The organism is Pseudomonas sp. 1121_17, from assembly GCF_052850745.1.
Map to the genome: position 1 here is coordinate 1 of NZ_VXCX01000004.1, position 22,481 is coordinate 22,481.

At 60.7% G+C, this 22,481-nt stretch carries 24 protein-coding genes; 11 read left to right on the forward strand and 13 right to left on the reverse strand.

What is annotated here, in order from left to right; all coding sequences use genetic code 11:
* The first annotated feature begins 166 nt into the window (after window positions 1–166).
* Together rhtA and FW789_RS10195 are read left to right on the forward strand one after the other, a co-directional pair.
* Window positions 167–1,054 carry a threonine/homoserine exporter RhtA gene (gene rhtA / locus FW789_RS10190; RefSeq protein WP_103436812.1) on the forward strand — a complete coding sequence of 296 codons (888 nt, stop codon included), beginning with the start codon at window positions 167–169 and terminating at the stop codon, window positions 1,052–1,054.
* A gap of 187 nt (window positions 1,055–1,241) precedes the next feature.
* On the forward strand, window positions 1,242–1,523 hold the full coding sequence (locus FW789_RS10195; protein WP_103436811.1) for a hypothetical protein: 282 nt from the start codon (window positions 1,242–1,244) through the stop codon (window positions 1,521–1,523).
* A gap of 51 nt (window positions 1,524–1,574) precedes the next feature.
* Here FW789_RS10195 and FW789_RS10200 read toward each other — a convergent pair whose 3' ends face one another.
* A complete protein-coding gene (locus FW789_RS10200; RefSeq protein ID WP_446431406.1) occupies window positions 1,575–3,383 on the reverse strand; it encodes an aminopeptidase P family protein in 1,809 nt (602 codons plus the stop codon).
* A 97-nt stretch (window positions 3,384–3,480) separates the two neighbouring features.
* Window positions 3,481–3,822 (reverse strand): antibiotic biosynthesis monooxygenase, encoded by a 342-nt coding sequence (locus FW789_RS10205; protein ID WP_225912955.1) that lies wholly within the window; start codon window positions 3,820–3,822, stop codon window positions 3,481–3,483.
* Between the two features lie 122 nt (window positions 3,823–3,944).
* Here FW789_RS10205 and soxR point away from each other — a divergent pair, with 122 nt between their 5' ends.
* Window positions 3,945–4,418, forward strand: coding sequence for a redox-sensitive transcriptional activator SoxR (gene soxR, locus FW789_RS10210; RefSeq protein ID WP_186698848.1), 474 nt, complete (start codon window positions 3,945–3,947; stop codon window positions 4,416–4,418).
* A 75-nt stretch (window positions 4,419–4,493) separates the two neighbouring features.
* Window positions 4,494–5,051 carry a cysteine hydrolase family protein gene (locus FW789_RS10215; protein ID WP_446431407.1) on the forward strand — a complete coding sequence of 186 codons (558 nt, stop codon included), beginning with the start codon at window positions 4,494–4,496 and terminating at the stop codon, window positions 5,049–5,051.
* A gap of 3 nt (window positions 5,052–5,054) precedes the next feature.
* Here the strand turns inward: FW789_RS10215 and FW789_RS10220 are convergent, their stop codons facing one another.
* On the reverse strand, window positions 5,055–5,618 hold the full coding sequence (locus FW789_RS10220; protein ID WP_103438735.1) for a helix-turn-helix domain-containing protein: 564 nt from the start codon (window positions 5,616–5,618) through the stop codon (window positions 5,055–5,057).
* Window positions 5,619–5,699: 81 nt separating this feature from the next.
* Here FW789_RS10220 and FW789_RS10225 point away from each other — a divergent pair, with 81 nt between their 5' ends.
* The 7 genes from FW789_RS10225 (at window position 5,700) to FW789_RS10255 (ending at window position 12,852) form a co-directional block, all read left to right on the forward strand.
* Window positions 5,700–6,644 (forward strand): DMT family transporter, encoded by a 945-nt coding sequence (locus FW789_RS10225; RefSeq protein ID WP_446431408.1) that lies wholly within the window; start codon window positions 5,700–5,702, stop codon window positions 6,642–6,644.
* A gap of 150 nt (window positions 6,645–6,794) precedes the next feature.
* On the forward strand, window positions 6,795–9,710 hold the full coding sequence (locus tag FW789_RS10230) for a monovalent cation/H+ antiporter subunit A (protein ID WP_340613056.1): 2,916 nt from the start codon (window positions 6,795–6,797) through the stop codon (window positions 9,708–9,710).
* Window positions 9,710–10,054 carry a Na+/H+ antiporter subunit C gene (locus FW789_RS10235; RefSeq protein ID WP_043213881.1) on the forward strand — a complete coding sequence of 115 codons (345 nt, stop codon included), beginning with the start codon at window positions 9,710–9,712 and terminating at the stop codon, window positions 10,052–10,054. Before FW789_RS10230 ends, FW789_RS10235 begins: the two co-directional genes overlap by 1 nt.
* Entirely contained in the window at window positions 10,051–11,730 is a 1,680-nt protein-coding gene (locus tag FW789_RS10240) for a monovalent cation/H+ antiporter subunit D (RefSeq protein WP_103436804.1), read from the forward strand. Before FW789_RS10235 ends, FW789_RS10240 begins: the two co-directional genes overlap by 4 nt.
* Window positions 11,727–12,215: a Na+/H+ antiporter subunit E gene (locus FW789_RS10245; RefSeq protein ID WP_186698839.1), complete on the forward strand. Its 489-nt coding sequence runs from the start codon at window positions 11,727–11,729 to the stop codon at window positions 12,213–12,215. Before FW789_RS10240 ends, FW789_RS10245 begins: the two co-directional genes overlap by 4 nt.
* Window positions 12,212–12,490 carry a K+/H+ antiporter subunit F gene (locus FW789_RS10250; protein WP_101318314.1) on the forward strand — a complete coding sequence of 93 codons (279 nt, stop codon included), beginning with the start codon at window positions 12,212–12,214 and terminating at the stop codon, window positions 12,488–12,490. Before FW789_RS10245 ends, FW789_RS10250 begins: the two co-directional genes overlap by 4 nt.
* Window positions 12,487–12,852, forward strand: a complete 366-nt coding sequence (locus FW789_RS10255; protein ID WP_207072729.1) for a Na+/H+ antiporter subunit G — start codon at window positions 12,487–12,489, stop codon at window positions 12,850–12,852. Before FW789_RS10250 ends, FW789_RS10255 begins: the two co-directional genes overlap by 4 nt.
* Before the next feature lie 24 nt (window positions 12,853–12,876).
* On the opposite strand, the gene FW789_RS10260 is transcribed toward FW789_RS10255, so the two are convergent.
* From FW789_RS10260 to FW789_RS10305, 10 genes are all read right to left on the reverse strand, one after another.
* Window positions 12,877–13,086, reverse strand: coding sequence for a hypothetical protein (locus tag FW789_RS10260; protein ID WP_103436801.1), 210 nt, complete (start codon window positions 13,084–13,086; stop codon window positions 12,877–12,879).
* Window positions 13,083–13,550, reverse strand: coding sequence for a hypothetical protein (locus tag FW789_RS10265; protein WP_150569657.1), 468 nt, complete (start codon window positions 13,548–13,550; stop codon window positions 13,083–13,085). Before FW789_RS10265 ends, FW789_RS10260 begins: the two co-directional genes overlap by 4 nt.
* Before the next feature lie 508 nt (window positions 13,551–14,058).
* Window positions 14,059–14,253 carry a hypothetical protein gene (locus tag FW789_RS10270; protein ID WP_103436799.1) on the reverse strand — a complete coding sequence of 65 codons (195 nt, stop codon included), beginning with the start codon at window positions 14,251–14,253 and terminating at the stop codon, window positions 14,059–14,061.
* Window positions 14,254–14,369: 116 nt separating this feature from the next.
* Window positions 14,370–15,977 (reverse strand): methyl-accepting chemotaxis protein, encoded by a 1,608-nt coding sequence (locus FW789_RS10275; protein ID WP_103436798.1) that lies wholly within the window; start codon window positions 15,975–15,977, stop codon window positions 14,370–14,372.
* A gap of 195 nt (window positions 15,978–16,172) precedes the next feature.
* The gene (locus tag FW789_RS10280; RefSeq protein WP_101318304.1) at window positions 16,173–16,577 is read right to left on the reverse strand and encodes a TraR/DksA family transcriptional regulator; all 405 of its coding nucleotides are present in this window, start codon (window positions 16,575–16,577) and stop codon (window positions 16,173–16,175) included.
* A gap of 207 nt (window positions 16,578–16,784) precedes the next feature.
* Window positions 16,785–18,452, reverse strand: a complete 1,668-nt coding sequence (locus FW789_RS10285; protein ID WP_446431409.1) for a PAS domain-containing hybrid sensor histidine kinase/response regulator — start codon at window positions 18,450–18,452, stop codon at window positions 16,785–16,787.
* Entirely contained in the window at window positions 18,436–19,599 is a 1,164-nt protein-coding gene (ercA, locus tag FW789_RS10290) for an alcohol dehydrogenase-like regulatory protein ErcA (RefSeq protein ID WP_186698836.1), read from the reverse strand. The genes FW789_RS10285 and ercA overlap by 17 nt, the downstream gene beginning before the upstream one ends.
* 127 nt (window positions 19,600–19,726) lie before the next feature.
* A complete protein-coding gene (gene pqqA / locus FW789_RS10295; protein ID WP_009394664.1) occupies window positions 19,727–19,798 on the reverse strand; it encodes a pyrroloquinoline quinone precursor peptide PqqA in 72 nt (23 codons plus the stop codon).
* Between the two features lie 187 nt (window positions 19,799–19,985).
* A complete protein-coding gene (gene exaC / locus FW789_RS10300) occupies window positions 19,986–21,506 on the reverse strand; it encodes an acetaldehyde dehydrogenase ExaC (RefSeq protein WP_446431410.1) in 1,521 nt (506 codons plus the stop codon).
* Window positions 21,507–21,695: 189 nt separating this feature from the next.
* On the reverse strand, window positions 21,696–22,469 hold the full coding sequence (locus FW789_RS10305; protein ID WP_101318296.1) for an enoyl-CoA hydratase: 774 nt from the start codon (window positions 22,467–22,469) through the stop codon (window positions 21,696–21,698).
* Between the last annotated feature and the right edge of the window lie 12 nt (window positions 22,470–22,481).

A 22,481-nucleotide genomic window follows, 5' to 3' on the forward strand; every position in this document is an offset into this window, starting at 1 on the left:
CCAACTACGCTGGAAGTGGGGCGCATTATAAGGGCTCACAGGAATGCGTCAAGCGTTAATTCACCGCCTTACATCAAAGATCACTCTGCACAGCGTGCTTGCGACAAATCGAGCAACCTGCGCACTATAGTGCGCATCGCGCCCATCACAGGATCCCTGCAGAATCATGAGCACCACGCCCCGCAGCATGGCCACCACGTTGTTCCCGATTGGCCTGCTATTAATAGCCATGGCATCCATCCAGTCAGGCGCATCCCTGGCCAAGGGAATGTTCCCCTTGATCGGCGCCCAGGGCACCACCACCCTGCGGCTGGTTTTTGCCAGCGTGATCATGCTGCTCATCCTGCGCCCATGGCGGGCACGCATGAACAGCAGCACCTGGCGCAATGTGCTGATCTACGGGATGGCATTGGGCGGGATGAACCTGCTCTTCTATATGTCGCTGCGCACAGTGCCACTGGGAATCGCCGTGGCACTGGAATTCACAGGTCCACTAGCGGTGGCCATTTTTGCCTCGCGTCGCGCCATCGACTTTCTCTGGATTGCGCTGGCAATTGCAGGCTTGCTCTTGCTGATACCAGTTGGACAAAGCGCAAGCGCTGTTGATCTGGTTGGCGCCAGCTATGCACTTGGTGCCGGCGTGTGCTGGGCGTTGTACATCCTTTATGGGCAAAAGGCCGGCGCCGAGCACGGCGTGCAGACAGCCGCACTCGGTGTCGTGATCGCCGCCTTGTTCGTTGCGCCGATCGGTGTCATCCATGCAGGCACCGCACTTCTCAATCCGGCACTGCTGCCTATCGCCCTGGGCGTGGCAGTGTTATCAACGGCCCTCCCCTACAGCCTGGAGATGGTTGCATTGACCCGAATGCCAGCGCGCACGTTCGGGACTTTGATGAGCATCGAGCCAGCCTTTGGTGCGCTGTCGGGCTTACTGTTCCTCGGCGAGAAGCTCACCTCTGGGCAGTGGCTGGCTATCGCTGCGATCATCACCGCTTCTGCTGGAGCCACCCTGACAATGCGCAAGGAACGTGCACCGGCGGTCGTCGCTGACTGAATTGAGAAATATTTTCATTTGCCGTGTTTAGCGGTTGTACCGACCCGCAGGCCTGATTAAGCTGTCACAAAATCATAATCTCTACGCTATCTACTGTGCCGAACACGGACGCTGAGGTAAATTCAGGAAGAATCAGGCGAGGACGATGGGAGCAGGCATGCAGTCGCCCCCACATTTAAGGACAGGCATGAAACGTATTTTGCTCATCCTGGCTGTAATAGCCATCGCAGGGTGTGCCGCCACCGCACAGACCGAAGTCAAGCGCGGGAAAAAGGGTTTACACATCAATTGCTCCGGCCTTTCCTCTTCGTGGGAAAAGTGCAATGCCAAGGCGGCCAGTGCGTGCAGCACTCGCGGCTATAGAGTAGTGGCCCGCTCGGGCGATACTGACGAAGAACCGGGTGACTACCTGTTCGGGATCAACCCGGCTGGCTATACCAGCCGCAGTATGATCGTCATCTGCAAGTAATAACGCTGAAGGGTAGCCAAATGGCTGCCCTTTTTACGTTGGAGCGCAGACTCAGACAGCCACCGTACGATCTCGCAACCACTGCAGTGCAGAACCCGCCAGCAGAGGTGCCAGCCGCTCGCGGACAAGGGCGTGATACTGGTTGAGCCAGCGCCTTTCCTCATCATTGAGCCGTTCGACCAGCAGGCAACGTATATCGATCGGACATAGAGTCAAAGTCTCGAACGCAAGGAAGTCGCCGAACTCACTCTTGCCTGCAGCGCGATTGACCACCAGGTTTTCGATCCGTACGCCCCACTTGCCTGGGCGATAGGTGCCAGGCTCGATCGAACTGATCATGCCCTCCTGCATCGCCGTTTGCGGCAACGCCTGGGCCTGGTAGGCAATGACCTGCGGCCCTTCATGCACATTCATGAAGTAGCCGACGCCGTGGCCAGTGCCATGACCGTAATCGACCTGATCAGCCCAGAGCGGCGCCCGCGCAATTGCATCCAGCAACGGAGACAAGATGCCACGCGGGAAACTCGCTCGCGACAACGCGATCATGCCTTTGAGCACGCGAGTGCAATCCTCACGCTGTGCCCGAGTCGGCTGACCTACCGGGACCATCCGGGTAATGTCGGTGGTGCCGCCCAGGTACTGGCCGCCCGAATCGATCAACAGCAGCCCGTCGCCCTCGATTACCGAATGGGACTGCTCGGTAGCACGGTAGTGCGGCATGGCGCCATTGGCATTGAAAGCGGCAATGGTCGAGAAGCTCAGTGAAACATAGCCAGGTCGCTGCGCTCGCGCTGCAGTCAGGCGCTCGTCGATGGTCAACTCGGTAATCTGTTGCTTGCCAAGGCTGGCCTCGAACCAGGCAAAAAATTCGCAGAGCGCCGCCCCGTCCTGCTCCATGACCTGACGAACATGCGCCAGTTCAGCATCGCTCTTGCGCGACTTGCTCAACGACGTCGGGTTGATCTGCTCGAGCAGCTTCACCTGAGCCCCGAGCCGACCAACCAGGCCACAGGTAACCCGAGCCGGATCGATCAACACAGTGCTGCCACCCGTAATTGAGGCGAGCACGCGCCCTGCCTGGTGGTAGTCCTGCAACTCGACACCGTCGGCCGTCAGCGCCTGACGCAGTTGAGCATCGACTTTGTTCAGGTCGACGAACAGCACCGCCTGCTGCTGGCCAATCCATGCAAATGCGACAAACACCGGGTTATAGGAAACATCACTGCCACGCAGATTGAACAACCAGGCGATATCATCCAGAGTGGCAATGAAATGCCAATCGGCACCTTTGCTGCTCAAGGTGCTGCGCAGCGCGGCCAGTTTTTCCGCTCGGGTGGCTGTGGCCTGGGGTGGCAAGTGCTCGTAGATTGGAGCAGCCGGCAGCGCCGGGCGTGTCCCCCAGACTTGACCAAGCAAATCCTTGTCAGTCACCAACCGTATTCCGTTGGCTTGCAAACTCTGCTGAAGTTGCCGAGACGCGGTCAAGGACAGCACAGCGCCGTCAACGGCAACCGTCGCCTGCGGCTGGAGATTGCTGCCGAGCCAATCGAACGGGCCCGCACTACCTGGCATCAGCTTCATTAATTCTATGCCGCTGCCGGCGAGTTCGTTTGCAGCCTGCTCCCAGTAACGGCTGTCTACCCACAACCCAGCGAAGTCCGCCAGCACCACCAATGTACCCACCGAACCATGAAAACCAGACAGCCACTGACGACCCTGCCAGTGGCCCGGCAGGTACTCGGACAGGTGCGGGTCTGCCGATGGCACCAACAGCGCGTCCACGCCTTCGCTGGCCATGACCTCGCGCGCACGGGCGAGACGCGTCGGCACGTTCTGCTGCAACTGGGACTGGCTATTCATGTCATGCACACTCCTGCGATAGCGACTTCATCGGCGATCAAGCCGTTGATAATGGAGCAGCCTCCCGTCACTCGCAATCGGCATAGGTAACAGATGATTAGCGTTGGCTATCAGCGACCGCGCCAACCTCACAATGCAGGCCGCCATCATTACCGCGTACCAGACTGCGCAAAACTTGGTACGCGGCGAAGTTGACACTTCTGGCCTGATGCTGCTGAAGCAGCTCGAGGAATGGCTCATCAGTAAAAAAGCCGCAGGCCGCTTGCCACTGTTCACGGGTCTGCCACTGCAAATGTTGCAGGACCCGACTGCCGTCATCGCTGGCTTGAACGCTTACCCTCAGCAACGCCGGCCAGCGCGTGGCCAGTTGCTCACTGCGCAACACCAGCGCGTTGGCCAGAGCAGCCTGACGGCTAGCCGGCACTTCATATTCGATCATTTGGGTAAAACATAGGGAATGCATCGCAGCGGCCACAGGCTATCTCCTTTATGCAGTAGTTGCAGTCATCATGGCCGGCAGGGTAAAACCTCGAGTTAAGTCAAGGTCAAGGATTAATTAGCATGCCTGCCTCCCCTACTACGGAAGCCGAGCGCCAGCTCAGCGTTGGCCAATTGGCCAGCCGCAGCGGTGTCGCGGTTACCGCCCTGCACTTCTACGAAACCAAGGGGTTGATCCAAAGCAGCCGCAACGCCGGCAATCAACGCCGCTACCCGCGTGCGATGCTGCGCCGGGTGGCGGTGATCAAGATGGCCCAGCGTCTGGGCATCCCGCTAGCCACCATCGCCAAAGCGCTATCCAGCCTGCCGCTGGGCCATACCCCGAATGCAGCTGACTGGCAGCGCCTGTCGGCCGGGTGGCGAGACGATCTCAGCCAGCGCATCGAAGAGTTGACTCTACTGCGCGACCAACTGGACGGCTGCATAGGCTGCGGTTGCATGTCGCTGAAGGAGTGCCCGCTGCGCAACAATCACGATCATCTGGCGCTTGCCGGCCCTGGGCCGCATCCGTCAGAGCCGCTAACAACATTGCTGTAAGTTTCCGTATCGCACATGCCAGGCAATTCGCATCTATAACTAGTGTTCAACCTGACACCCGCCGCAGGAGGCAGCATGAGCAAACAGGCACTGATCGTTATCGATATCCAGAAAGACTACTTTCCTGGGGGCAAGTGGTCCCTCGACGGCGCTGATGCGGCCGCCGACAACGCAGCGTTGCTGCTCAATGCAGCGCGCAAGCGCGGCGACCTGATCGTGCATGTTCGTCATGAATTTGCCAGCGCCGACGCGCCATTCTTTGCGCCGGGCTCAGCCGGAGCCGAAATTCACCCCAAGGCTGCTCCCCTCGGTGATGAGCCGGTGCTGCTCAAACAACAGGTCAATGCCTTCCAGGAGACCGGCCTAAAAGAACTGCTTGATGAGCATGCAGTGCAAGCCGTGACGATTGTCGGCAGCATGAGCCACATGTGCATCGATGCGGCCGTTCGCGCTGCCGCCGATTTTGGCTACAGCGTCACGGTCGCCCATGATGCGTGCGCCACACGAGCGCTGGAATTCAATGGCCAGGAAGTGCCAGCCGCTCAGGTGCATGCAACCTTAATGGCCTCACTGGCATTCGCTTACGCAACGGTGCAAAACACTGAGGAATGCCTGGCGACCTACCAGCAGTGAGCTTCAGATCACCACATTGCGCACGAACCGCACGGGCAGCTCGCCGTCATTGCGATAGGCATAGCGGCAGTTGCTGGCAAAGATGTGGAACTGCCCCGTCGCCAACTGCTGGGCCTGACCTTCGATAATCAGCGTCAAGCAACCCTCGGCGATGTAGATCTGCTCGCTCCAGCCTTCGGCGTCTGCCTCGCTGGCGTAGGATTCGCCAGGGGCCAGCGTCCACTCCCATAACTCCACCTCGCGCCGCGCCGGGCTACTTCCCAGTAACAAGGCTTTGCTGCCGGGATGCTCACCGGCCCATGCCAGCTCTTCAATACGGCTCGGATCGCGCTGCTCCGGAGCCTGAATCAACTGGCTGAACGCGACTCCCAAGGCCTCGGCGATCAAGTCCAGGGTGGTCAGACTGACGTTCTTCTCGCCGCCTTCGATGGCTACCAGCATGCGCCGACTGACTCCGGAGCGCTCGGCCAGGGCACTCTGGCTGAGACCCGCCGCGCCACGCAATTGGCGAATGTTCTGACTGACGTGCTGAAGCACGGAAGCGCGGTGCGTTGAGGTTTTGTGCACTATATTGCTCATCGGTATGCCTTGCGCAGTATACTGCCCACTTTGCGGCGATTGTGCGCCGCCACTGTCGAGCGTGCAACCATGAGCCAAGCCTCCAGTCAGTCCAAGACCACTGTCAGTTTCCGCCTGAGCAAGGCAGAGCTGGTGCTGGTGTTCATTACCATGCTGTGGGGCGGCACTTTTCTCATCGTGCACAACGTCATGAGCGTCAGCGGCCCGATGTTCTTTGTCGGCCTGCGCTTCGCTGCGGCAGCCGTGTTCGTGGGCCTGGTTTCAGCAAGAGCGCTGGCGGGCCTGACCATGCTCGAACTCAAAGCCGGCGTTTTGATCGGCATCACCATCATGCTCGGTTACGGTTTGCAGACTATGGGCCTGCAGACGATCAACAGCAGCCAGTCGGCATTCATCACCGCGCTCTACGTACCGTTCGTACCACTATTGCAGTGGCTGGTGCTGGGCAGACGCCCCGGTTTGATGCCGAGCATCGGCATTTGCCTGGCATTTGTCGGCCTGATGCTGCTCGCCGGCCCCAGCAGCGCGGGCCTGCACTTCAGTGAAGGCGAACTGCTGACCTTGGTCAGCGCCGTGGCAATCGCCGCAGAGATCATTCTGATCAGCCGCTATGCCGGCCAGGTCGATGTACGCAGGGTGACGGTGGTGCAATTGGCCACTGCCTCGCTGCTGTCATTTGCGATGATCCTGCCGACCAGGGAATCATTGCCTGATTTTTCCTGGCTACTGCTGGCCAGCGCCCTCGGCCTGGGCCTGATGAGCGCAATCATTCAGGTGGCCATGAACTGGGCGCAAAAATCGGTATCGCCCACTCGCGCAACCCTGATCTATGCGGGCGAACCGGTGTGGGCAGGCGTAGTCGGGCGCCTCGCCGGCGAGCGTCTGCCCGGGATGGCCTTGCTTGGCGGTTTGCTGATCGTGATCGCCGTGGTCGTCAGTGAACTGAAGATCCGCCGCAGAGACCATTCTCAGCACGCAAATAACGCGCCAGTCGACGGCGAAACCAGCCAGTAATCGAGAAAAGAACAGCTATGCTTTGTAAAAAGCTGTTATAAAAAAACTGCTTGTAACACCCCATTTGTAGGATTCTGGCACAGCTTGCGTGTTGGTGATCAACCGTTCGGCACGTATTATCCTTCCCAAACTCCTCCAGATTAGGTCGCTATGTCATTGATAGTGCTATTGCTTCTGCCCTTCGTTGGCAGTTGCCTGGCGGCCGTCCTGCCGCACAACGCTAGGAACGCCGAGTCGATTCTCGCCGGGCTGGTGGCCCTCATCGGCACGGTTCAGGTAGCGCTGCTCTACCCTCAGATCGCCCACGGCGGAGTAATCCGCGAGGAGTTTCTGTGGCTGCCAAGCCTGGGCTTGAACCTGGTGCTGCGCATGGACGGCTTTGCCTGGCTGTTCTCGCTGCTGGTACTGGGCATAGGCACGCTGGTGTCGCTATATGCGCGCTACTACATGTCGCCGCAAGACCCGGTGCCGCGCTTCTTCGCGTTCTTCCTGGCGTTCATGGGCGCAATGCTCGGGCTGGTAATTTCCGGCAATCTGATCCAGCTGGTGTTCTTCTGGGAACTGACCAGTCTGTTCTCGTTCCTGCTGATCGGTTACTGGCACCACCGCGCTGATGCACGCCGCGGCGCTTATATGGCGCTGATGGTGACCGGCGCCGGGGGTCTGTGCCTGCTAGTGGGTGCCCTGCTGCTCGGCCATGTCGTCGGCAGCTATGATCTGGACAAAGTGCTCGCTGCCGGAGAAACCGTGCGCCAGCATGCGCTGTATCCGGTATTGCTGCCGCTGATCCTGATTGGCGCGCTGAGCAAGAGTGCGCAGTTTCCATTCCAGTTCTGGCTGCCCCACGCCATGGCGGCGCCGACTCCGGTTTCGGCGTATCTGCACTCGGCGACCATGGTCAAGGCAGGCGTGTTCCTCATGGCTCGGCTATGGCCAACTCTGGCTGGCACCGAGGAATGGTTCTGGATTGTCGGCGGCGCGGGTGCCATTACTCTGGTTCTGGGCGCCTTCGCAGCGATGTTTCAAAATGACCTCAAGGGCCTGCTTGCCTACTCGACCATCAGTCACCTGGGCCTGATTACCTTGCTGCTCGGCCTGAACAGCCCGCTGGCGGCGGTCGCAGCAGTGTTCCACATTCTCAACCACGCGACCTTCAAGGCGTCGCTGTTCATGGCGGCGGGCATCATCGACCACGAGAGCGGGACGCGCGATATCCGCCGTCTCAGCGGGTTGATGCGGCTGATCCCTTACACCGCGACCCTGGCCATGGTTGCCAGTGCGTCGATGGCCGGCGTGCCGTTGATGAACGGCTTCTTGTCCAAGGAAATGTTCTTCGCCGAAACGGTGTTCATTTCCTCTACCGCCTGGGTTGAAGCCACGCTGCCAGTCATCGCCACCCTGGCGGGCACCTTCAGCGTTGCCTACGCCCTGCGCTTTACCGTAGACGTATTTTTCGGCCCACCTGCCCAGGACCTGCCGCATACCCCCCACGAACCACCGCGCTGGATGCGGGCACCGGTCGAGCTGCTGGTGCTGACCTGCCTGGTGGTGGGGATCTTCCCGGCCCAATCGGTCGGCCCCCTGCTCGCCGCAGCGGCGCTGCCGGTGGTCGGCGGCACGCTGCCCGAGTACAGCCTGGCCATCTGGCACGGCTGGAATGCGCCACTGATCATGAGCTTGGTGGCCATGTGCGGTGGCGTGGTGCTGTACCTGCTGTTGCGCAAGCAACTGCGCCTGGGCAGGTTCCCGTATCCGCCACTGATCGAACGCTTCAATGGCAAGCGCCTGTTCGAACATGGGCTGGTCCGGTTGATGCTGATCGCGCGTCATGTGGAGGCAGCGCTGACCACCCGACGCTTGCAGAAACAACTGTTCATGCTCGTGCTGGCGGCGTTTATCGCTGGCCTGACGCCGCTGCTGTATAGCGGCCTGAGCTGGGGTGATCGACCCAAGATACCTGGCTCCGGGGTGTTCGTAGCCTTGTGGCTGATTGCTATTGCCTGCGCCATCGGAGCTGCCTGGCAGGCCAAATATCATCGTCTGGCGGCACTGACCATGGTCAGCGTCTGCGGCCTGATGACCTGCATCACCTTCGTCTGGTTCTCCGCCCCCGACCTGGCCCTGACTCAGTTGGCGGTTGAAGTCGTTACCACGGTACTGATCCTGCTCGGTCTGCGCTGGCTGCCACGCCGTATCGAAGGTGTCTCACCTCTGCCCGGCAGTCTGGAACGAGCGCGCTTGCGCCGCCTGCGTGACCTGCTGTTGGCCGTGTTGGTCGGTGGCGGAATGGCTCTGCTGTCCTACTCGATGCTGACCCGGCCTACGCCCAACGATATCTCCTCGTTCTACTTGAGCCGTGCACTACCCCAAGGCGGCGGGACCAATGTGGTCAACGTGATGCTGGTGGACTTCCGCGGCTTCGATACCCTCGGCGAGATCACCGTACTGGTTGCCGTGGCGCTGACCGTATTCGCCCTGCTGCGCCGCTTCCGCCCACCCAAGGAAAGCATGCAACTGCCGGCGCAGCAGCGTCAGCTGGCTCCGGATGTGGTTACCGACCTGATCAATCCGCGGCATGCCACAGACACGGCAATGGGCTTCATGATGGTGCCTGCGGCGTTGGTGCGGCTATTGCTGCCGGTGGCCCTGATGGTGTCGATGTACCTGTTCATGCGCGGTCACAACCAACCGGGGGGTGGCTTCGTCGCCGGCCTGGTAATGTCGGTGGCGTTCATCCTGCAGTACATGGTGGCGGGCACCCAATGGGTGGAGGCGCAGATGAGCCTGCGGCCGCTGCGCTGGATGGGTACCGGCCTGCTCTGCGCAACGCTTACCGGCGCTGGCGCGATGCTGCTGGGTTATCCGTTCCTGACCACCCATACCGCGCACCTGCACCTGCCATTGCTGGGTGACGTGCACGTGGCCAGTGCACTGTTCTTCGACATCGGCGTGTACAGCGTGGTGGTAGGTTCGACCTTGCTGATTCTGACGGCCTTGGCCCACCAATCAGTGCGCGCCTATCGCCCAGGCAGCGCACAGAAATCCAGCCAGACAGGAGCCGCCTGATGGAAGAAGTCATTGCAGTAGCCATCGGTGTCTTGGCCGCGTCCGGGGTCTGGCTGATCCTGCGGCCACGTACCTATCAGGTGATCATGGGGCTGTGCCTGCTGTCCTACGGGGTCAACCTGTTCATCTTCAGCATGGGCAGCCTGTTCATCGGCAAAGAGCCGATCATCAAGGAAGGCGTGACGCAAGACTTGCTGCACTACACAGACCCATTGCCACAAGCATTGGTGTTGACCGCGATCGTCATCAGCTTTGCCATGACCGCGTTGTTCCTGGTTGTGCTGCTGGCCTCGCGCGGGCTGACCGGCACTGACCACGTCGATGGCCGGGAGCGTGAAGAATGAGCTGGATGAATCAATTGATCGTCGCACCAATCCTGTTGCCGCTGGTGACAGCGGCGATAATGTTGCTGCTGGGTGAGAAACATCGCCGGATCAAGGCCCACCTCAACCTGCTGTCGAGCATCATCGGCCTGGCGATTGCGCTGACTCTGCTGAACTGGGTGCGCAGCCAAGGCCAGGCCGAGTCGATCGGTGTCTATTTGCCCGGTAACTGGTCAGCCCCGTTTGGCATCGTGCTGGTGGTCGACCACCTCTCGGCATTGATGCTGAGCCTGACCGGCGTGATCGGCGTCAGCGCCCTGCTGTTCGCCCGGGCGCGCTGGGACGGCGCCGGGGCGAGTTTTCATGCGTTGTTCCAGATCCAGCTGATGGGCCTGTACGGCGCATTCCTCACCGCCGACCTGTTCAACCTGTTCGTGTTCTTCGAGGTGCTGCTGGCAGCGTCGTATGGCCTGCTCCTGCACGGCTCAGGTCGGGCTCGAGTCAAAGCCGGCTTGCACTACATCGCCATCAACCTGTTCGCCTCTTCGCTGTTTCTGGTCGGTGCAGCCATGCTCTATGGCGTCACCGGCACACTGAACATGGCCGACCTGGCCTTGAAGATCCCGCTGGTACCTGAGGCTGATCGTGGCCTGCTGCACGCCGGCGCAGCCATTCTGGCGATGGCGTTCCTGGCCAAGGCAGGGATCTGGCCGCTGAATTTCTGGCTGGTACCGGCCTACTCCTCGGCAAGCGCACCGGTTGCCGCGCTATTCGCAATCATGACCAAAGTCGGCCTGTACGCCGTGCTGCGACTGTGGACGTTACTGTTTTCCGGGCAAGCCGGCGCGTCGGCGCACTTTGGCGGCGAATGGCTGGTGTACGGCGGCCTGGCAACCCTGGCGGTCGCCGCCGTGTCGATTCTGGCCGCACAGCGCCTGGAGCGCATGGCAGCGCTAAGCATTCTGGTTTCAGCCGGCACCTTGATGGCAGCGATAGGTTTCGGCCAGCCAATTCTGACCGGCAGCGCGCTGTTCTACCTGGTCAGCTCGACCCTGGCCCTGTGCGCGTTGTTCCTGCTGGCGGAATTGATCGAGCGCTCGCGCTCGGCCAACGAGACGCCGCTGGATGATGACGAAGGCCTGTCGCCGCCTCTGCTGGAGTCTCTGCATCCACCCAAGGGCATCAACTTGGACGATCAGCAGAAGGCGGTAATCGGTCAGATCATTCCGTGGACCATGGCATTCCTGGGTTTGAGCTTTATTGCCTGCGCGCTGTTGATCATCGGCATGCCGCCGCTGTCGGGCTTTATCGGCAAGCTGAGCCTGATCAGCGCGCTGTTCAACCCGTTGGGCTTGGGCGTTGCGCCGGAGCAGCCACTGTCGGCGGCCGGCTGGTGCCTGGTCGCGTTATTGGTGCTTTCCGGTATGGCGTCACTGATCGCCTTTGGCCGGGTTGGCATCCAGCGCTTTTGGAAGCCTGAAGAGCGCCCTTCGCCGCTGCTGCGCCGCTATGAGTGCCTGCCGATCGCGATTCTGCTCGGCCTGTGCCTGTTCCTAAGCGTCAGGGCCGAACCGCTGCTGCGCTATACCCAGGACACCGCTGCAAGCCTGCAGGCACCGCAAGCCTACATCGAGGCAGTCATGAGCTCGATGCCAATTCCTGGCCCAACCTCCTTCAACACCGAGGTGCAGCCATGAACCGTCTGTTACCCGCTCCGCTACTGTCCATTGCGCTGTTCGCGTTGTGGCTGTTGCTGAATCTCTCGGTAAGCCCAGGCAATCTTCTGCTTGGCGCCTTGCTGGCGATCCTCGCGCCTATCCTGCTGGCCCCACTGCGCCCGCAACATGCGCACGTGAAACGGCCGTGGGTGGTTGCCAAACTGATCGGCCGTATTGGCCTGGATGTCATCACCTCCAACCTGCAAGTTGCCCGCAGCGTACTTTCGGCAAAGCGCCGGCCGCCACGATCGGCGTTCGTCCACATTCCACTGGCACTGCACGATGTACACGGCCTGGCCGCTCTGTCGATGATCACTACGGTGGTGCCCGGCACGGTCTGGTCTGAACTTGCCCTGGACCGCAGCATGCTGCTGCTGCACGTGTTCGATCTGCGTGATGAGGCGCAGTTCATCGAGCATTTCAAGCACACCTATGAACGCCCGCTGATGGAGATATTCGAATGACAGGCCTGCTCGCCAACGCCATTCTCGCCAGCTTGTTCATCTTCACCATCGCCATGGCGCTGGCCTTGGTCAGGTTGTTCCGCGGCCCTTCCGCTCAGGACCGGGTCCTGGCGCTGGATTACCTGTACATCCTGGCCATGTTGATGATGCTCGTACTGGGCATTCGCTATGCCAGCGATACCTATTTCGAAGGCGCACTGCTGATTGCCTTGTTCGGCTTCGTCGGCTCATTCGCCCTGGCCAAATTCCTCCTGCGCGGTGAGGTAATAGAATGACCGAAGCTCTGCAACTGCCGTTCTGGCTCGAACTCACGACCGCAGCATTACTGCTGATAGGCAGCTTATTCGCGCTGATTGGTGCAATCGGCCTGGTGCGGCTGAAAGACTACTTCCAACGCATGCACCCGCCTGCACTGGCTTCAACTATCGGCACCTGGTGCGTGAGCCTGGCATCGATCCTGTATTTTTCATGGTTAAAGCAGGGGCCAATCGTGCATGCCTTGCTGATCCCGATTCTGCTGTCGATAACCGTGCCGGTTACCACCTTGCTACTGGCCCGTGCAGCGCTGTTTCGTAAACGTGCGGCAGGCGAAGACGTACCTGCTGAAATCAGCGGCGGCAATAACCAGGGCAATTGAGATACCCGCCAAGCGAGCCTGGGCTTAGCGATTCAAGCGCTGCAGTTCGCGCCGGACCATTGCAGCCAAGGGCGCGGGCGTAATCTCATACAACTGGCCGGCAACCCAACTCAGCCAGGCGCTGCCCATCACTGCGTGCTGGGCCAGCAGCCGCTCGGCATGCGCCTGCGCTTGTGATTTGAACTGGCGGTGAAACTCCGCCCGTCCCTGGGCAGACAAGCTATCGTCACTCACTCGCTGGCCTTGAATGTGGTCAGCTCGCCTTTGCGCCACTTGGCGACTTTGCCGGTCACAGCCTTGAGCAGCTTGCCCAGGCCTTCCTGCACTTGTTGTTGGGCGGCAAAGACCAACATTACGCCCTGGCCGTTACGAAACACGATGCCCTCACCTTCCGCCACTTTGACGAAGGCATAGTCGCCGCCGTAGATATTCAGCTTGATCTCGCGAAAACGCAGCTCCAGCTTGCCACCTTCGCGACTGGGCAGAACTGCGGCGCGGAAGTGATCGCCTACCTTCAGCTCAAGCCGCTGTTTGTCATCCACCACCAATGAGCTGTCGGTGTCGATTTCGGCCATGTACAAACCGTCGGGGCTTTGCTCGGTGACATAAACGAAACGCCCGTGAAACAACTGGGCCAACTTGCCACGCAAGTCGCCCAATGCAAATAACGCATGGGTATCAAGAGTACTGACTGCCAATCTCAAATCCTCAAACAGGGTTACAAGCGCCACACCCGAATTGATCGGCGGCGCAGCCATTTCAGATCGCTGCTGAAAGACTAATGAAATAGAGCACGAGCGGCCCGTACATAAAGACTACACAGCAGGCAGGATTTTTAACCCCGCCGTGCCAGCCAGATCCGCACATCACATTTCGGCAATTTTCCCACAACTCAGGCGTAAATGCTGACTTCAACACTGCCGGTAGACATGCAATAGATAGCGACAGGTCCCAGGCCTGACGGCCCAAGGCAACCCTCTGCGCGTTACACGGGAGAAATATGCACGAAAATACTGAAATCCGTCGAGGCCCAAGCGACATTTATTGCCTGACCAGCGCTACAGACCGACCCAGATTTCGGGTAGTGGCTGCCGGCATCGCCTTTTTTCACGTAACCGACAGCACTACCGGCCGGGTAAGAGGTTTTCGGCGCCGGCACAGCGATGCGTGTGAACTGGCGCGCTTTCTGGAGAGCTGAAAAGGCTTTCAGGCTGCCTGTGTTCGGCCGAGCTGGGCCTGCCAGGCAGCTTGGCATTCCAGCGCCTCACGGCGACTGGCAAACGCGGTACCACGACGTTCGCCATTCACCAGCACGACCCAGCAGACCCGCAGGCCACGCGCCTGCAATGCTGCCGGCACACCGGAGCCGATCATCACTGCGACATCGATCTGGCTATTCATCATCCCCTCCGGAATTTAATTAGCAACCTAACGATGTAGCCATGATACGCATCAACCGAAACTACAAACAGCGCGGACTGGTACATCTGTATTGCATCAGCGGCAATAAACTCCGCTCAGTTCAGACCAGGCTCGGGCTTGTAGCCCAGACGCAGGCCGCCCCAGTGCCTACCGTTGATTAACAGCGGCACCGACAGGTCATGCATGAGTTCACCGGTATCACGGCTGTAGGTTTGCAACAGCAACCGCTGCTGATGGTTGCCACAGCGGATACCGGTGCGGTCGTCGAACTTGCGCTTGCTGCGGTTGTGCGCGGTGTCATGCAGCGGGTCGCCGGTCAAGGGCAGGTTGAACGCCGCGTTGTGCGTTGGTACGTAGCCCTCGCCAGTGCAGGCAATCGCGTAGACCAGCCCCTCATGCTGGGCCAGCAGCGGCTCCTGCAATTGGGGCAGCACCGTATCGGTGTACTGGTCAAAGCGGGTGGTAAAGCGCGGCGGCTGCATGCTCGGGATGGGTTGGTAGCGCCGATCGAACAGCGCCTCTTCGCTAATCAGACCTTGCTCGATATCCTGCTCAAAGCGGGCAGAGATACTTCGCGCGCCCTGCTCGGCAAGCGCAAAAATGCGCTGGTGATAGTCATCCAGGCCAACTTCGGCCAGCCGTTCGCTAAGCGCCTCCGCTTGTCGTTCCATGTGCACCGCTGCCTGGGCAAGACTGCGCGTTTGCCCATCGCTGAGCTCCAGATCAGTGCGCACCTGCCCAACCGCCTGGAACAGGTTATCCAGTTGTTGCTGGTTGATCTGGGTGCCCTCGGCGATCTCGTCAACCTGCAGCTCCACAGAGGCCGCCAGCTTGGCGATCAAGGTCAATTGCTCGCCTGTTTGCTCGACCTGAACCAGGTCAGCACTCAAATCCCCGGCCAGACTACGAATCTGCTCGACCACCTCAGCGGTGCGGGCCTGAATATCGGCGACCATCGCGCCCACTTCGCCGGTAGCGGCTGCGGTTCGCCCGGCCAGGCCGCGCACTTCATCGGCAACCACTGCAAAGCCACGCCCGTGCTCGCCTGCCCTGGCCGCCTCGATCGCCGCGTTAAGCGCGAGCAGGTTGGTCTGGCTGGCGATGGCCTGGATCACCAAGGTGACCCGAGCGATATCTTCGCTGCGCTGGTGCAGGGCTTCGATCAACTCGCGGCTGGCCGTGGCCCGGGCGCTTAACTGGTGCATGCGCTGGATCGACTCGGCCAGTACCTGCTGCCCTGCCGCGCTGCTGGAATGTGCTGAACGGGCCGCCTGCAACGCCTGCTGGCTGAGCTGAGCGGTCGCCTTCTCGGTACCGATCATGATCTGTGCACTGTCAACGATCTGATCGGCGGCGCCCAGCTGTGACTGCAACCGAGTGGCCAACTGTTGTACCGAAAAAGCCATGGAAGCGGCAGACAAGGCGTTACGGCTGGTGCTGCGCGCCAAGGTTTGGGTCAGCTCATGGTGCGCCGGTGCAGACGGCTCGGCGTTTCCTGGCTGGGCTGCCTTGCGTCGCCAGCCCGGTAACCAGAGCACCAACAATGCCAGCGGCAGGGCCAGATAGAACGCCAACTGAGCAAACGCCATGGCGGCCAGCACGGCAGCCAGCGCTGCCCCCTGCAACACGGCAATTCCTGGCAGTACCGGGCGTTTTGCGGGTTGCGGCATGTCACAGGTGGGCACAGATCCGTCACGCATCATGTTGAGGGTCCATCCGCTAGAGCATTATTGTCCCCCATTAAACGCCACTATAAAGCCACTATCTATACTTCCTTCGGCTTAACGAGCACAGACTTGATGCAGAGCAACCATCAAGGCGTCCCGCAACCAAAGTAGCGCCGAACAAATGCAAAAAGCCCCAGGGATCGCTCCGTGGGGCCATGCATGCTCGATCGATCAGATCTGGCGCTGGTGGCGACCGATCTGTTCGTGGCGCTCTTGCGCTTCGATGCAGTACTTGGTGGTCGGGCTGATCAGCAGACGCTGCAGGCCAATCGCCTCACCGCTGTCTTCGCACCAGCCAAAATCACCGTCGCCAATACGGCCAAGGGCCATCTCCAGCTGCGGCAGCAGGCGCTGATCGCGCTCGATACCGTTGACCAGCCAGTGACGCTCTTCCTCGACCGACGCCACGTCGGCAGGATCCGAAGGGGTATCCAGGCTCTCGATGGTAATGCGGCTCTGTTCGATGCGCTCGTGGGTTTCTACCTTCATCGCTTGCAGCAGCTGGGTGAAGAACTCCAGCTGAGCAGCGTTCATGTAGTCATCGGCCGACATGGCCAGCAACTGTTCCTTGGTCATCGATTTCTCTACGAAAAAATGTGCATTGGGCGATTCGGGTGTCGCTCAGGCCGGTGCCTGCGCAACAGAATTCTTCAAGCGCCAACCGGCACTCTTTTACAGGGGGCGGCAGTCTAAGGCGCCAAGGCGCAACGGGCAACAGGGATTACCGGGCAATTGTCTGAAATGATGTACAAGGACCACTAGCATCCCCTGCTCCAGCCACAGTCACTGTGCCAGCAATTGGCTGAGCACAGCACGCAGCTTGCCTGGCTTGACCGGTTTGTTCAGCAGCGGTGCCTTCAGCCGCTGCATGGCCCGCCGGCTCTGCTCGCTGCGATCAGCCGTAATCATCACTGCCGGAATCGTGCAGGCGAAGTGCGCCCTGAGGTCGCGAACAACATGGCAGCCCGTCAGGCCTTGATCAAGGTGAAAATCCGCCAGCACCAGTTCCGGTGGCCGCCCCTGCAGGACTTGCAGCGATTCATGCAGATCCCCTGCGGTCAACACCTCGCAGCCCCACTGGCCGAGCAGTGCCGCCATGCTCTGACGGATACTCAGCTCGTTGTCCAGCACCAGCAAGCGCCGCCCAGGCAAAGGGTCGCCGACACTGGCCTGCGTAATCGGCAGGCTCGCCGGCGCCGGCTCCTGACTGGAGATGGGCACCTCGATACTGAACACCGAACCGCGGTCCGGCCAGGAACGTACGCCGATCTTGCACTCAAGGATACGTGCGATCCGCTCGACGATTGCCAGCCCCAGCCCGACACCTTTGCGGTCGGCAGCCCGGCCAACATCCAGCTGGTTGAATTCGAGAAAGATTGACTGCAAGCGCTCGGCAGCGATGCCACGGCCGCTGTCCCAGACTTCGATGCTGAGCTTGTCGCCGCGCCGCCGCCAGCCCAGCAGCACCCGCCCCTGCTCGGTGTAACGGCAGGCATTGCTGAGAAAGTTGCGCAGTATCCGCGTCAGCAGGCGCAAATCGGTGCGTATCACCGGCGGACCACCACGCACCCGCAGCGACAGCCCGGCAGCCTCGGCAACCGGCTGAAACTCCGACTCCAGCGGTAACAGCAGATCATCGAGCCGATAACAGTCGAAATCGGGCTGGATGGTCGCGTGATCCAGTCGGGAGATATCCAGCAGGTCGCTGAGCAAGTCTTCAGCGCCTTCCAATGCCTGGTGCGCACGTTCGACCAGCAGGCCTTCAGCTGCGGCCAGGTCGCGTTCGCGCAGGGTCGAAATCAACAACCTGGCGGCATTCAACGGCTGCAGCAAATCGTGGCTGGCCGCAGCAAGGTACTTGTCCTTGCTCAAGTTGGCAGCCTGCGCGGCGTCGCGCGCCTCGATCAGCTCATTGGTGCGCTCGGCAACCCGCTGCTCAAGCTGGTCATTGAGCTGCTGCAGGCGCGCCTGAGCCTGCTTGCGTTCGGTGATATCCGCCACGAAACCTTCGACCACGCCGGGTTCGTCCGGACGCGACAGCAGGTTCATCAGCACATAGACGCTGCTGCCATCACGGCGGCGCAGGCGGGTCTCATAGGCCAGCAAAGCGCGCTCGCGCTGGAGGGTGGCGACGATCTCGGCCAACTCATCGGTGCCCCGATCGAACAGCAAGCTGGCCAGATCGCTGCGCGAGAACAGCAACGCCTGCGCGTGGTCGTAGCCGAGCATGCGCGCCAGCGCCGGATTGGCTGCGCGCATGCCGTCTTCCAGGCTGGCCTGAAAGATGCCGTGCACGGCGTGTTCGAACAGCCAGGTGTAGCGATTGCGCTCCGCCTCGAGCTCTTCCAGGCGCACCGCCAGCTCAGGGTAGTGGCTCTTGCGCACCGTGTGGTTGGACAACCCCAATAATCCGGCCAGGGCATCGGCGCCAGGCTCAGAGGGCCTCGCCATAGACCACCTCGACATCTCGCAGGCTCGAGCTGCGCGGGTTGGTCAGAATGCACGGGTCGCCCATCGCGTGGCGCGACAGGAACGGGATATCGCTACTACCGACGCCATGCAGGCCAAGGGTTTCGTGGAAGCCCACCGCATGCTTCAAGGCGATCAGGTGATCGACCAGACGCTTGCGCACCTGTTCATGATTGAGCCCACGACAATCAATCCCCAGCGTCTGCGCAATCACCTTGAAGCGCTCTGGCGCCGCACTGTAATTGAACGCCACCACATGCTCGACCAGCACCGCATTGCATAACCCATGGGGGAGGTCGAGAAAACCGCCAAGGCTGTGCGACATGGCGTGCACGGCGCCAAGAATGGCATTGGAAAACGCCAGACCCGCCTGCATGCTGCCGAGCATGACCTTTTCGCGCAGGACAATATCGTTGGGGCTGGCGATCATCTGCACCAGATTGCCGTTGATCAGGCGCATCGCCTCCAGCGCATGCGGGTCGGTCAGCGGGCCATGGCCGGTCGACACGAACGCCTCGATGGCATGCACCAGGGCGTCAATGCCGGTGCAGGCAGATAAAAACGGGTCCATGCTCAGGGTTGTTTCCGGATCGATCAACGACACGTCTGGCACCACGGCCTTGCTGACGATGGAAAACTTCATCCGTTGCTGTTGGTTGGAAATAATCACGAACTGCGACACATCCGCTGAGGTGCCTGCTGTTGTAGGGATCAAAATAAGCGGCGGGCTCGGCACGCGAATGGTGTCGACCCCTTCGAATTCGAGGATATGCCGGCCATGGGCGACGACGATGCCGATGCCCTTGGCGCAGTCCATCGGGCTGCCGCCACCGACGGCGACGATCACGTCGCACTGTTCGCTGCGGTAGCGCTCGGCGCCGGCCATGACTTCTTCAACACGAGGATTGGGCGAGACATCGGTATGCAGGCAGTAGTCGATACCCTGCCCCTGAAGACTGGCCTCGACGTCGGCGACCCAGCCGGCAGCCAGCACGCCGGGGTCACTGACCAGCAGTACCTTGCGCGCGCCGAAGGTGCGCGCATAGTTGGCAACGTGATGCCTGCAGCCGGCACCAAAAATGATTTCCGGGGAAACGAACTTGCGCAACTGGCTCGGATTCGCGCTCATGCAACGCCTATTGTTCTTTTGAGGGTGAAGCTCAGCCTAAAGCATCCTGAAGGGTTTGCAATCGGATCGGCGCGCCCTCGCAGCGGCCTGCTATCGCGGAAAGGGCCGCGTAGCGGCCCCAGAAGATTCAGCGGTTGGCGAAATACATCGTGACTTCAAAACCAATACGCAGATCAGTGAACGCGGGCTTTTTCCACATGGGTTCATCCTCTTCTGGCACCACAGGATTGCGGTGCGTCTATTGATACACCGTTTCCGGTGTAATGCCATTGCTACTTTGGAACCATTAGTTACGGGATCTTCGTTACTTGGGGGCGCTTCGCACCCCTTTCCGACCGGTCCGGCGCCCCGGCAAGGCCGCTACAGAACTCGTTATTGCTGCGGATTCAGAAGAACCCGAGCGGGTTGATGTCGTAGCTGACCAGCAGGTTCTTGGTCTGCTGATAATGGTCGAGCATCATCTTGTGCGTTTCGCGGCCCACGCCAGACTTCTTGTAGCCACCGAACGCCGCATGCGCTGGATACAGGTGGTAGCAGTTGGTCCAGACTCGCCCAGCCTTGATCCCGCGGCCCATGCGATAGGCGCGGTTGATATCACGCGTCCAGACCCCGGCGCCCAGGCCGAATTCGGTATCGTTGGCAATTGCCAGCGCCTCGGCCTCATCCTTGAAGGTGGTCACGCTGACTACCGGGCCGAAGATTTCCTCCTGGAACACGCGCATGCCGTTGTGGCCCTTGAGCAGGGTCGGCTGCAGGTAGTACCCGCCAGACAGATCACCTTCAAGCCGCTCGACCTGACCGCCGGTGAGCAGCTCGGCGCCTTCCTGCTCGGCAACTTCGAGGTAGGTAAGAATGCGATCGAACTGTTGCTGCGAAGCCTGCGCGCCGACCATGGTCTCGGTGTCGAGCGGGTTGCCACGCTTGATCTTGCGGATTTTCTCCAGCACTACCTGCATGAACTGCGGATAGATCGATTCCTGCACCAGCGCCCGCGATGGGCAGGTGCACACTTCGCCTTGGTTGAAGAACGCCAGCACCAGCCCTTCAGCGGCTTTGTCGATAAAGGCCGGTTCGGCCTGGAGAATATCTTCGAAGAAGATGTTCGGCGACTTGCCACCCAGCTCCACAGTGGACGGAATGATGTTCTCGGCAGCGCACTTCATGATGTGCGAGCCCACCGGAGTAGAGCCGGTGAAGGCGATCTTGGCGATGCGTTTGCTGGTGGCCAGCGCCTCGCCCGCTTCGCGGCCATAGCCGTGGACGATATTGAGCACACCGGCGGGCAGCAGGTCGCCTACCAGCTCTGCAAGCAAGGTGATCGATTGAGGCGTCTGCTCGGCAGGCTTGAGGATTACGCAGTTACCGGCAGCCAGCGCCGGGGCGAGTTTCCAGGCGGCCATCAGCAACGGGAAGTTCCACGGAATGATCTGCCCGACCACCCCCAACGGCTCATGCAGGTGGTAGGCCACGGTGTTCTGGTTGATCTCGGCCGCGCCGCCTTCCTGAGCGCGGATGCACCCGGCGAAGTAGCGGAAATGGTCGGCGGCCAGCGGCACATCGGCGTTGAGCGTTTCGCGGATTGGCTTGCCGTTGTCCCAGCTCTCGGTGATCGCCAGCTGTTCGAGGTGCGCTTCGATGCGGTCGGCGATCTTCAGCAGAATCAAGGCACGGTCCTGTACCGACGTATGCCCCCAGGACTCGGCCACTGCGTGCGCTGCATCCAGTGCAGCGTCGATGTCCTCGGCGCCTGAGCGCGGGAATTCGGCAATCGGCTGGCCATTGACTGGCGAGGTGTTGGTGAAGTATTCGCCCTTGATCGGCGGCACGAACTGACCATTGATGTAGTTGCCGTAGCGCAGCTTGAACTGCACCAGGGCTCCGGCGGTGCCGGGAGCGGCGTAAATCATGAAAGCCTCGACTGTCCATGGCCCGTCGGCGCGACAGGCAATGAGCCGATACTAGGCAGTGCAAAGGCCTGCTTGAATGATGCGAAGGGCCAAACGCTGTGCTTCCTTGGTCGCAGGTCGGCGGCGGATCATTGGTACTGAGGGGGAGCGGTTGCGGGCATGCGCCCTGCCTGCAACCGCGCGCAGTTTTCAGGCGTCCTTGAACTGCGCCTCGCGCTTGCCGATAAACGCCGCCATGCCTTCTTTCTGGTCGTGAGTCGCAAAGGCTGCATGGAACACCCGACGCTCGAAGCGCACACCTTCGCTGAGGGTGACTTCAAAGGCACGGTTGACGCTCTCCTTGACCATCATGCTGATCGGTATCGACTTGGCGGCGATGCTTGCCGCCACTTTCAAGGCTTCTTCAAGCAACTCGGCCTGAGGGATGACGCGTGCCACCAGCCCTGCACGCTCGGCTTCCTCGGCGCCCATCAAGCGACCGCTCAGGCACAGTTCCATGGCTTTGGCCTTGCCCACGGCGCGGGTCAGGCGTTGGGTGCCGCCCATGCCCGGCAAAACGCCGAGGTTGACTTCTGGCTGACCGAACTTGGCGTTGTCGGCGGCGAGAATGAAGTCGCACATCATCGCCAGCTCACAGCCCCCGCCCAGGGCAAAACCAGACACCGCAGCGATGATCGGCTTGCGCCGGTTGGCGATCCGATCGGACTCGCTGAACAGGTCGTCAAGGTAGATCTGCGGGTAGCTGAGCTCGGCCATTTCCTTGATGTCGGCACCGGCAGCAAAGGCCTTGGCTGAACCGGTGAGGACCACGCAGCCGATCTGTGGGTCTTGCTCCAACTGGTCCAGCGCCTGGTTGATCTCGGCGATGATCTGCGCGTTAAGGGCGTTCAGCGCCTGCGGCCGGTTAAGGGTGATCAGGCCGACCTTGCCATGGATGTCCAGCAGTATGGTTTCGAATGCCATGCAGGTTGCTCC

Excerpts from the sequence above, each read along its gene's own strand:
- FW789_RS10235 (WP_043213881.1), top strand. The coding sequence starts at position 9,710 with ATGGAAGAAGTCATTGCAGTAGCCATCGGTGTCTTGGCCGCGTCCGGG.
- FW789_RS10275 (WP_103436798.1), bottom strand. The coding sequence starts at position 15,977 with ATGATGCGTGACGGATCTGTGCCCACCTGTGACATGCCGCAACCCGCA.
- FW789_RS10205 (WP_225912955.1), bottom strand. The coding sequence starts at position 3,822 with ATGATCGAATATGAAGTGCCGGCTAGCCGTCAGGCTGCTCTGGCCAAC.
- FW789_RS10225 (WP_446431408.1), top strand. The coding sequence starts at position 5,700 with ATGAGCCAAGCCTCCAGTCAGTCCAAGACCACTGTCAGTTTCCGCCTG.
- FW789_RS10305 (WP_101318296.1), bottom strand. The coding sequence starts at position 22,469 with ATGGCATTCGAAACCATACTGCTGGACATCCATGGCAAGGTCGGCCTG.
- FW789_RS10270 (WP_103436799.1), bottom strand. The coding sequence starts at position 14,253 with ATGAATAGCCAGATCGATGTCGCAGTGATGATCGGCTCCGGTGTGCCG.
- FW789_RS10245 (WP_186698839.1), top strand. The coding sequence starts at position 11,727 with ATGAACCGTCTGTTACCCGCTCCGCTACTGTCCATTGCGCTGTTCGCG.
- FW789_RS10195 (WP_103436811.1), top strand. The coding sequence starts at position 1,242 with ATGAAACGTATTTTGCTCATCCTGGCTGTAATAGCCATCGCAGGGTGT.
- exaC (WP_446431410.1), bottom strand. The coding sequence starts at position 21,506 with ATGATTTACGCCGCTCCCGGCACCGCCGGAGCCCTGGTGCAGTTCAAG.
- FW789_RS10200 (WP_446431406.1), bottom strand. The coding sequence starts at position 3,383 with ATGAATAGCCAGTCCCAGTTGCAGCAGAACGTGCCGACGCGTCTCGCC.
- FW789_RS10240 (WP_103436804.1), top strand. The coding sequence starts at position 10,051 with ATGAGCTGGATGAATCAATTGATCGTCGCACCAATCCTGTTGCCGCTG.
- soxR (WP_186698848.1), top strand. The coding sequence starts at position 3,945 with ATGCCTGCCTCCCCTACTACGGAAGCCGAGCGCCAGCTCAGCGTTGGC.
- rhtA (WP_103436812.1), top strand. The coding sequence starts at position 167 with ATGAGCACCACGCCCCGCAGCATGGCCACCACGTTGTTCCCGATTGGC.
- FW789_RS10280 (WP_101318304.1), bottom strand. The coding sequence starts at position 16,577 with ATGACCAAGGAACAGTTGCTGGCCATGTCGGCCGATGACTACATGAAC.
- ercA (WP_186698836.1), bottom strand. The coding sequence starts at position 19,599 with ATGAGCGCGAATCCGAGCCAGTTGCGCAAGTTCGTTTCCCCGGAAATC.
- FW789_RS10215 (WP_446431407.1), top strand. The coding sequence starts at position 4,494 with ATGAGCAAACAGGCACTGATCGTTATCGATATCCAGAAAGACTACTTT.
- FW789_RS10285 (WP_446431409.1), bottom strand. The coding sequence starts at position 18,452 with ATGGCGAGGCCCTCTGAGCCTGGCGCCGATGCCCTGGCCGGATTATTG.
- FW789_RS10255 (WP_207072729.1), top strand. The coding sequence starts at position 12,487 with ATGACCGAAGCTCTGCAACTGCCGTTCTGGCTCGAACTCACGACCGCA.
- FW789_RS10250 (WP_101318314.1), top strand. The coding sequence starts at position 12,212 with ATGACAGGCCTGCTCGCCAACGCCATTCTCGCCAGCTTGTTCATCTTC.
- FW789_RS10230 (WP_340613056.1), top strand. The coding sequence starts at position 6,795 with ATGTCATTGATAGTGCTATTGCTTCTGCCCTTCGTTGGCAGTTGCCTG.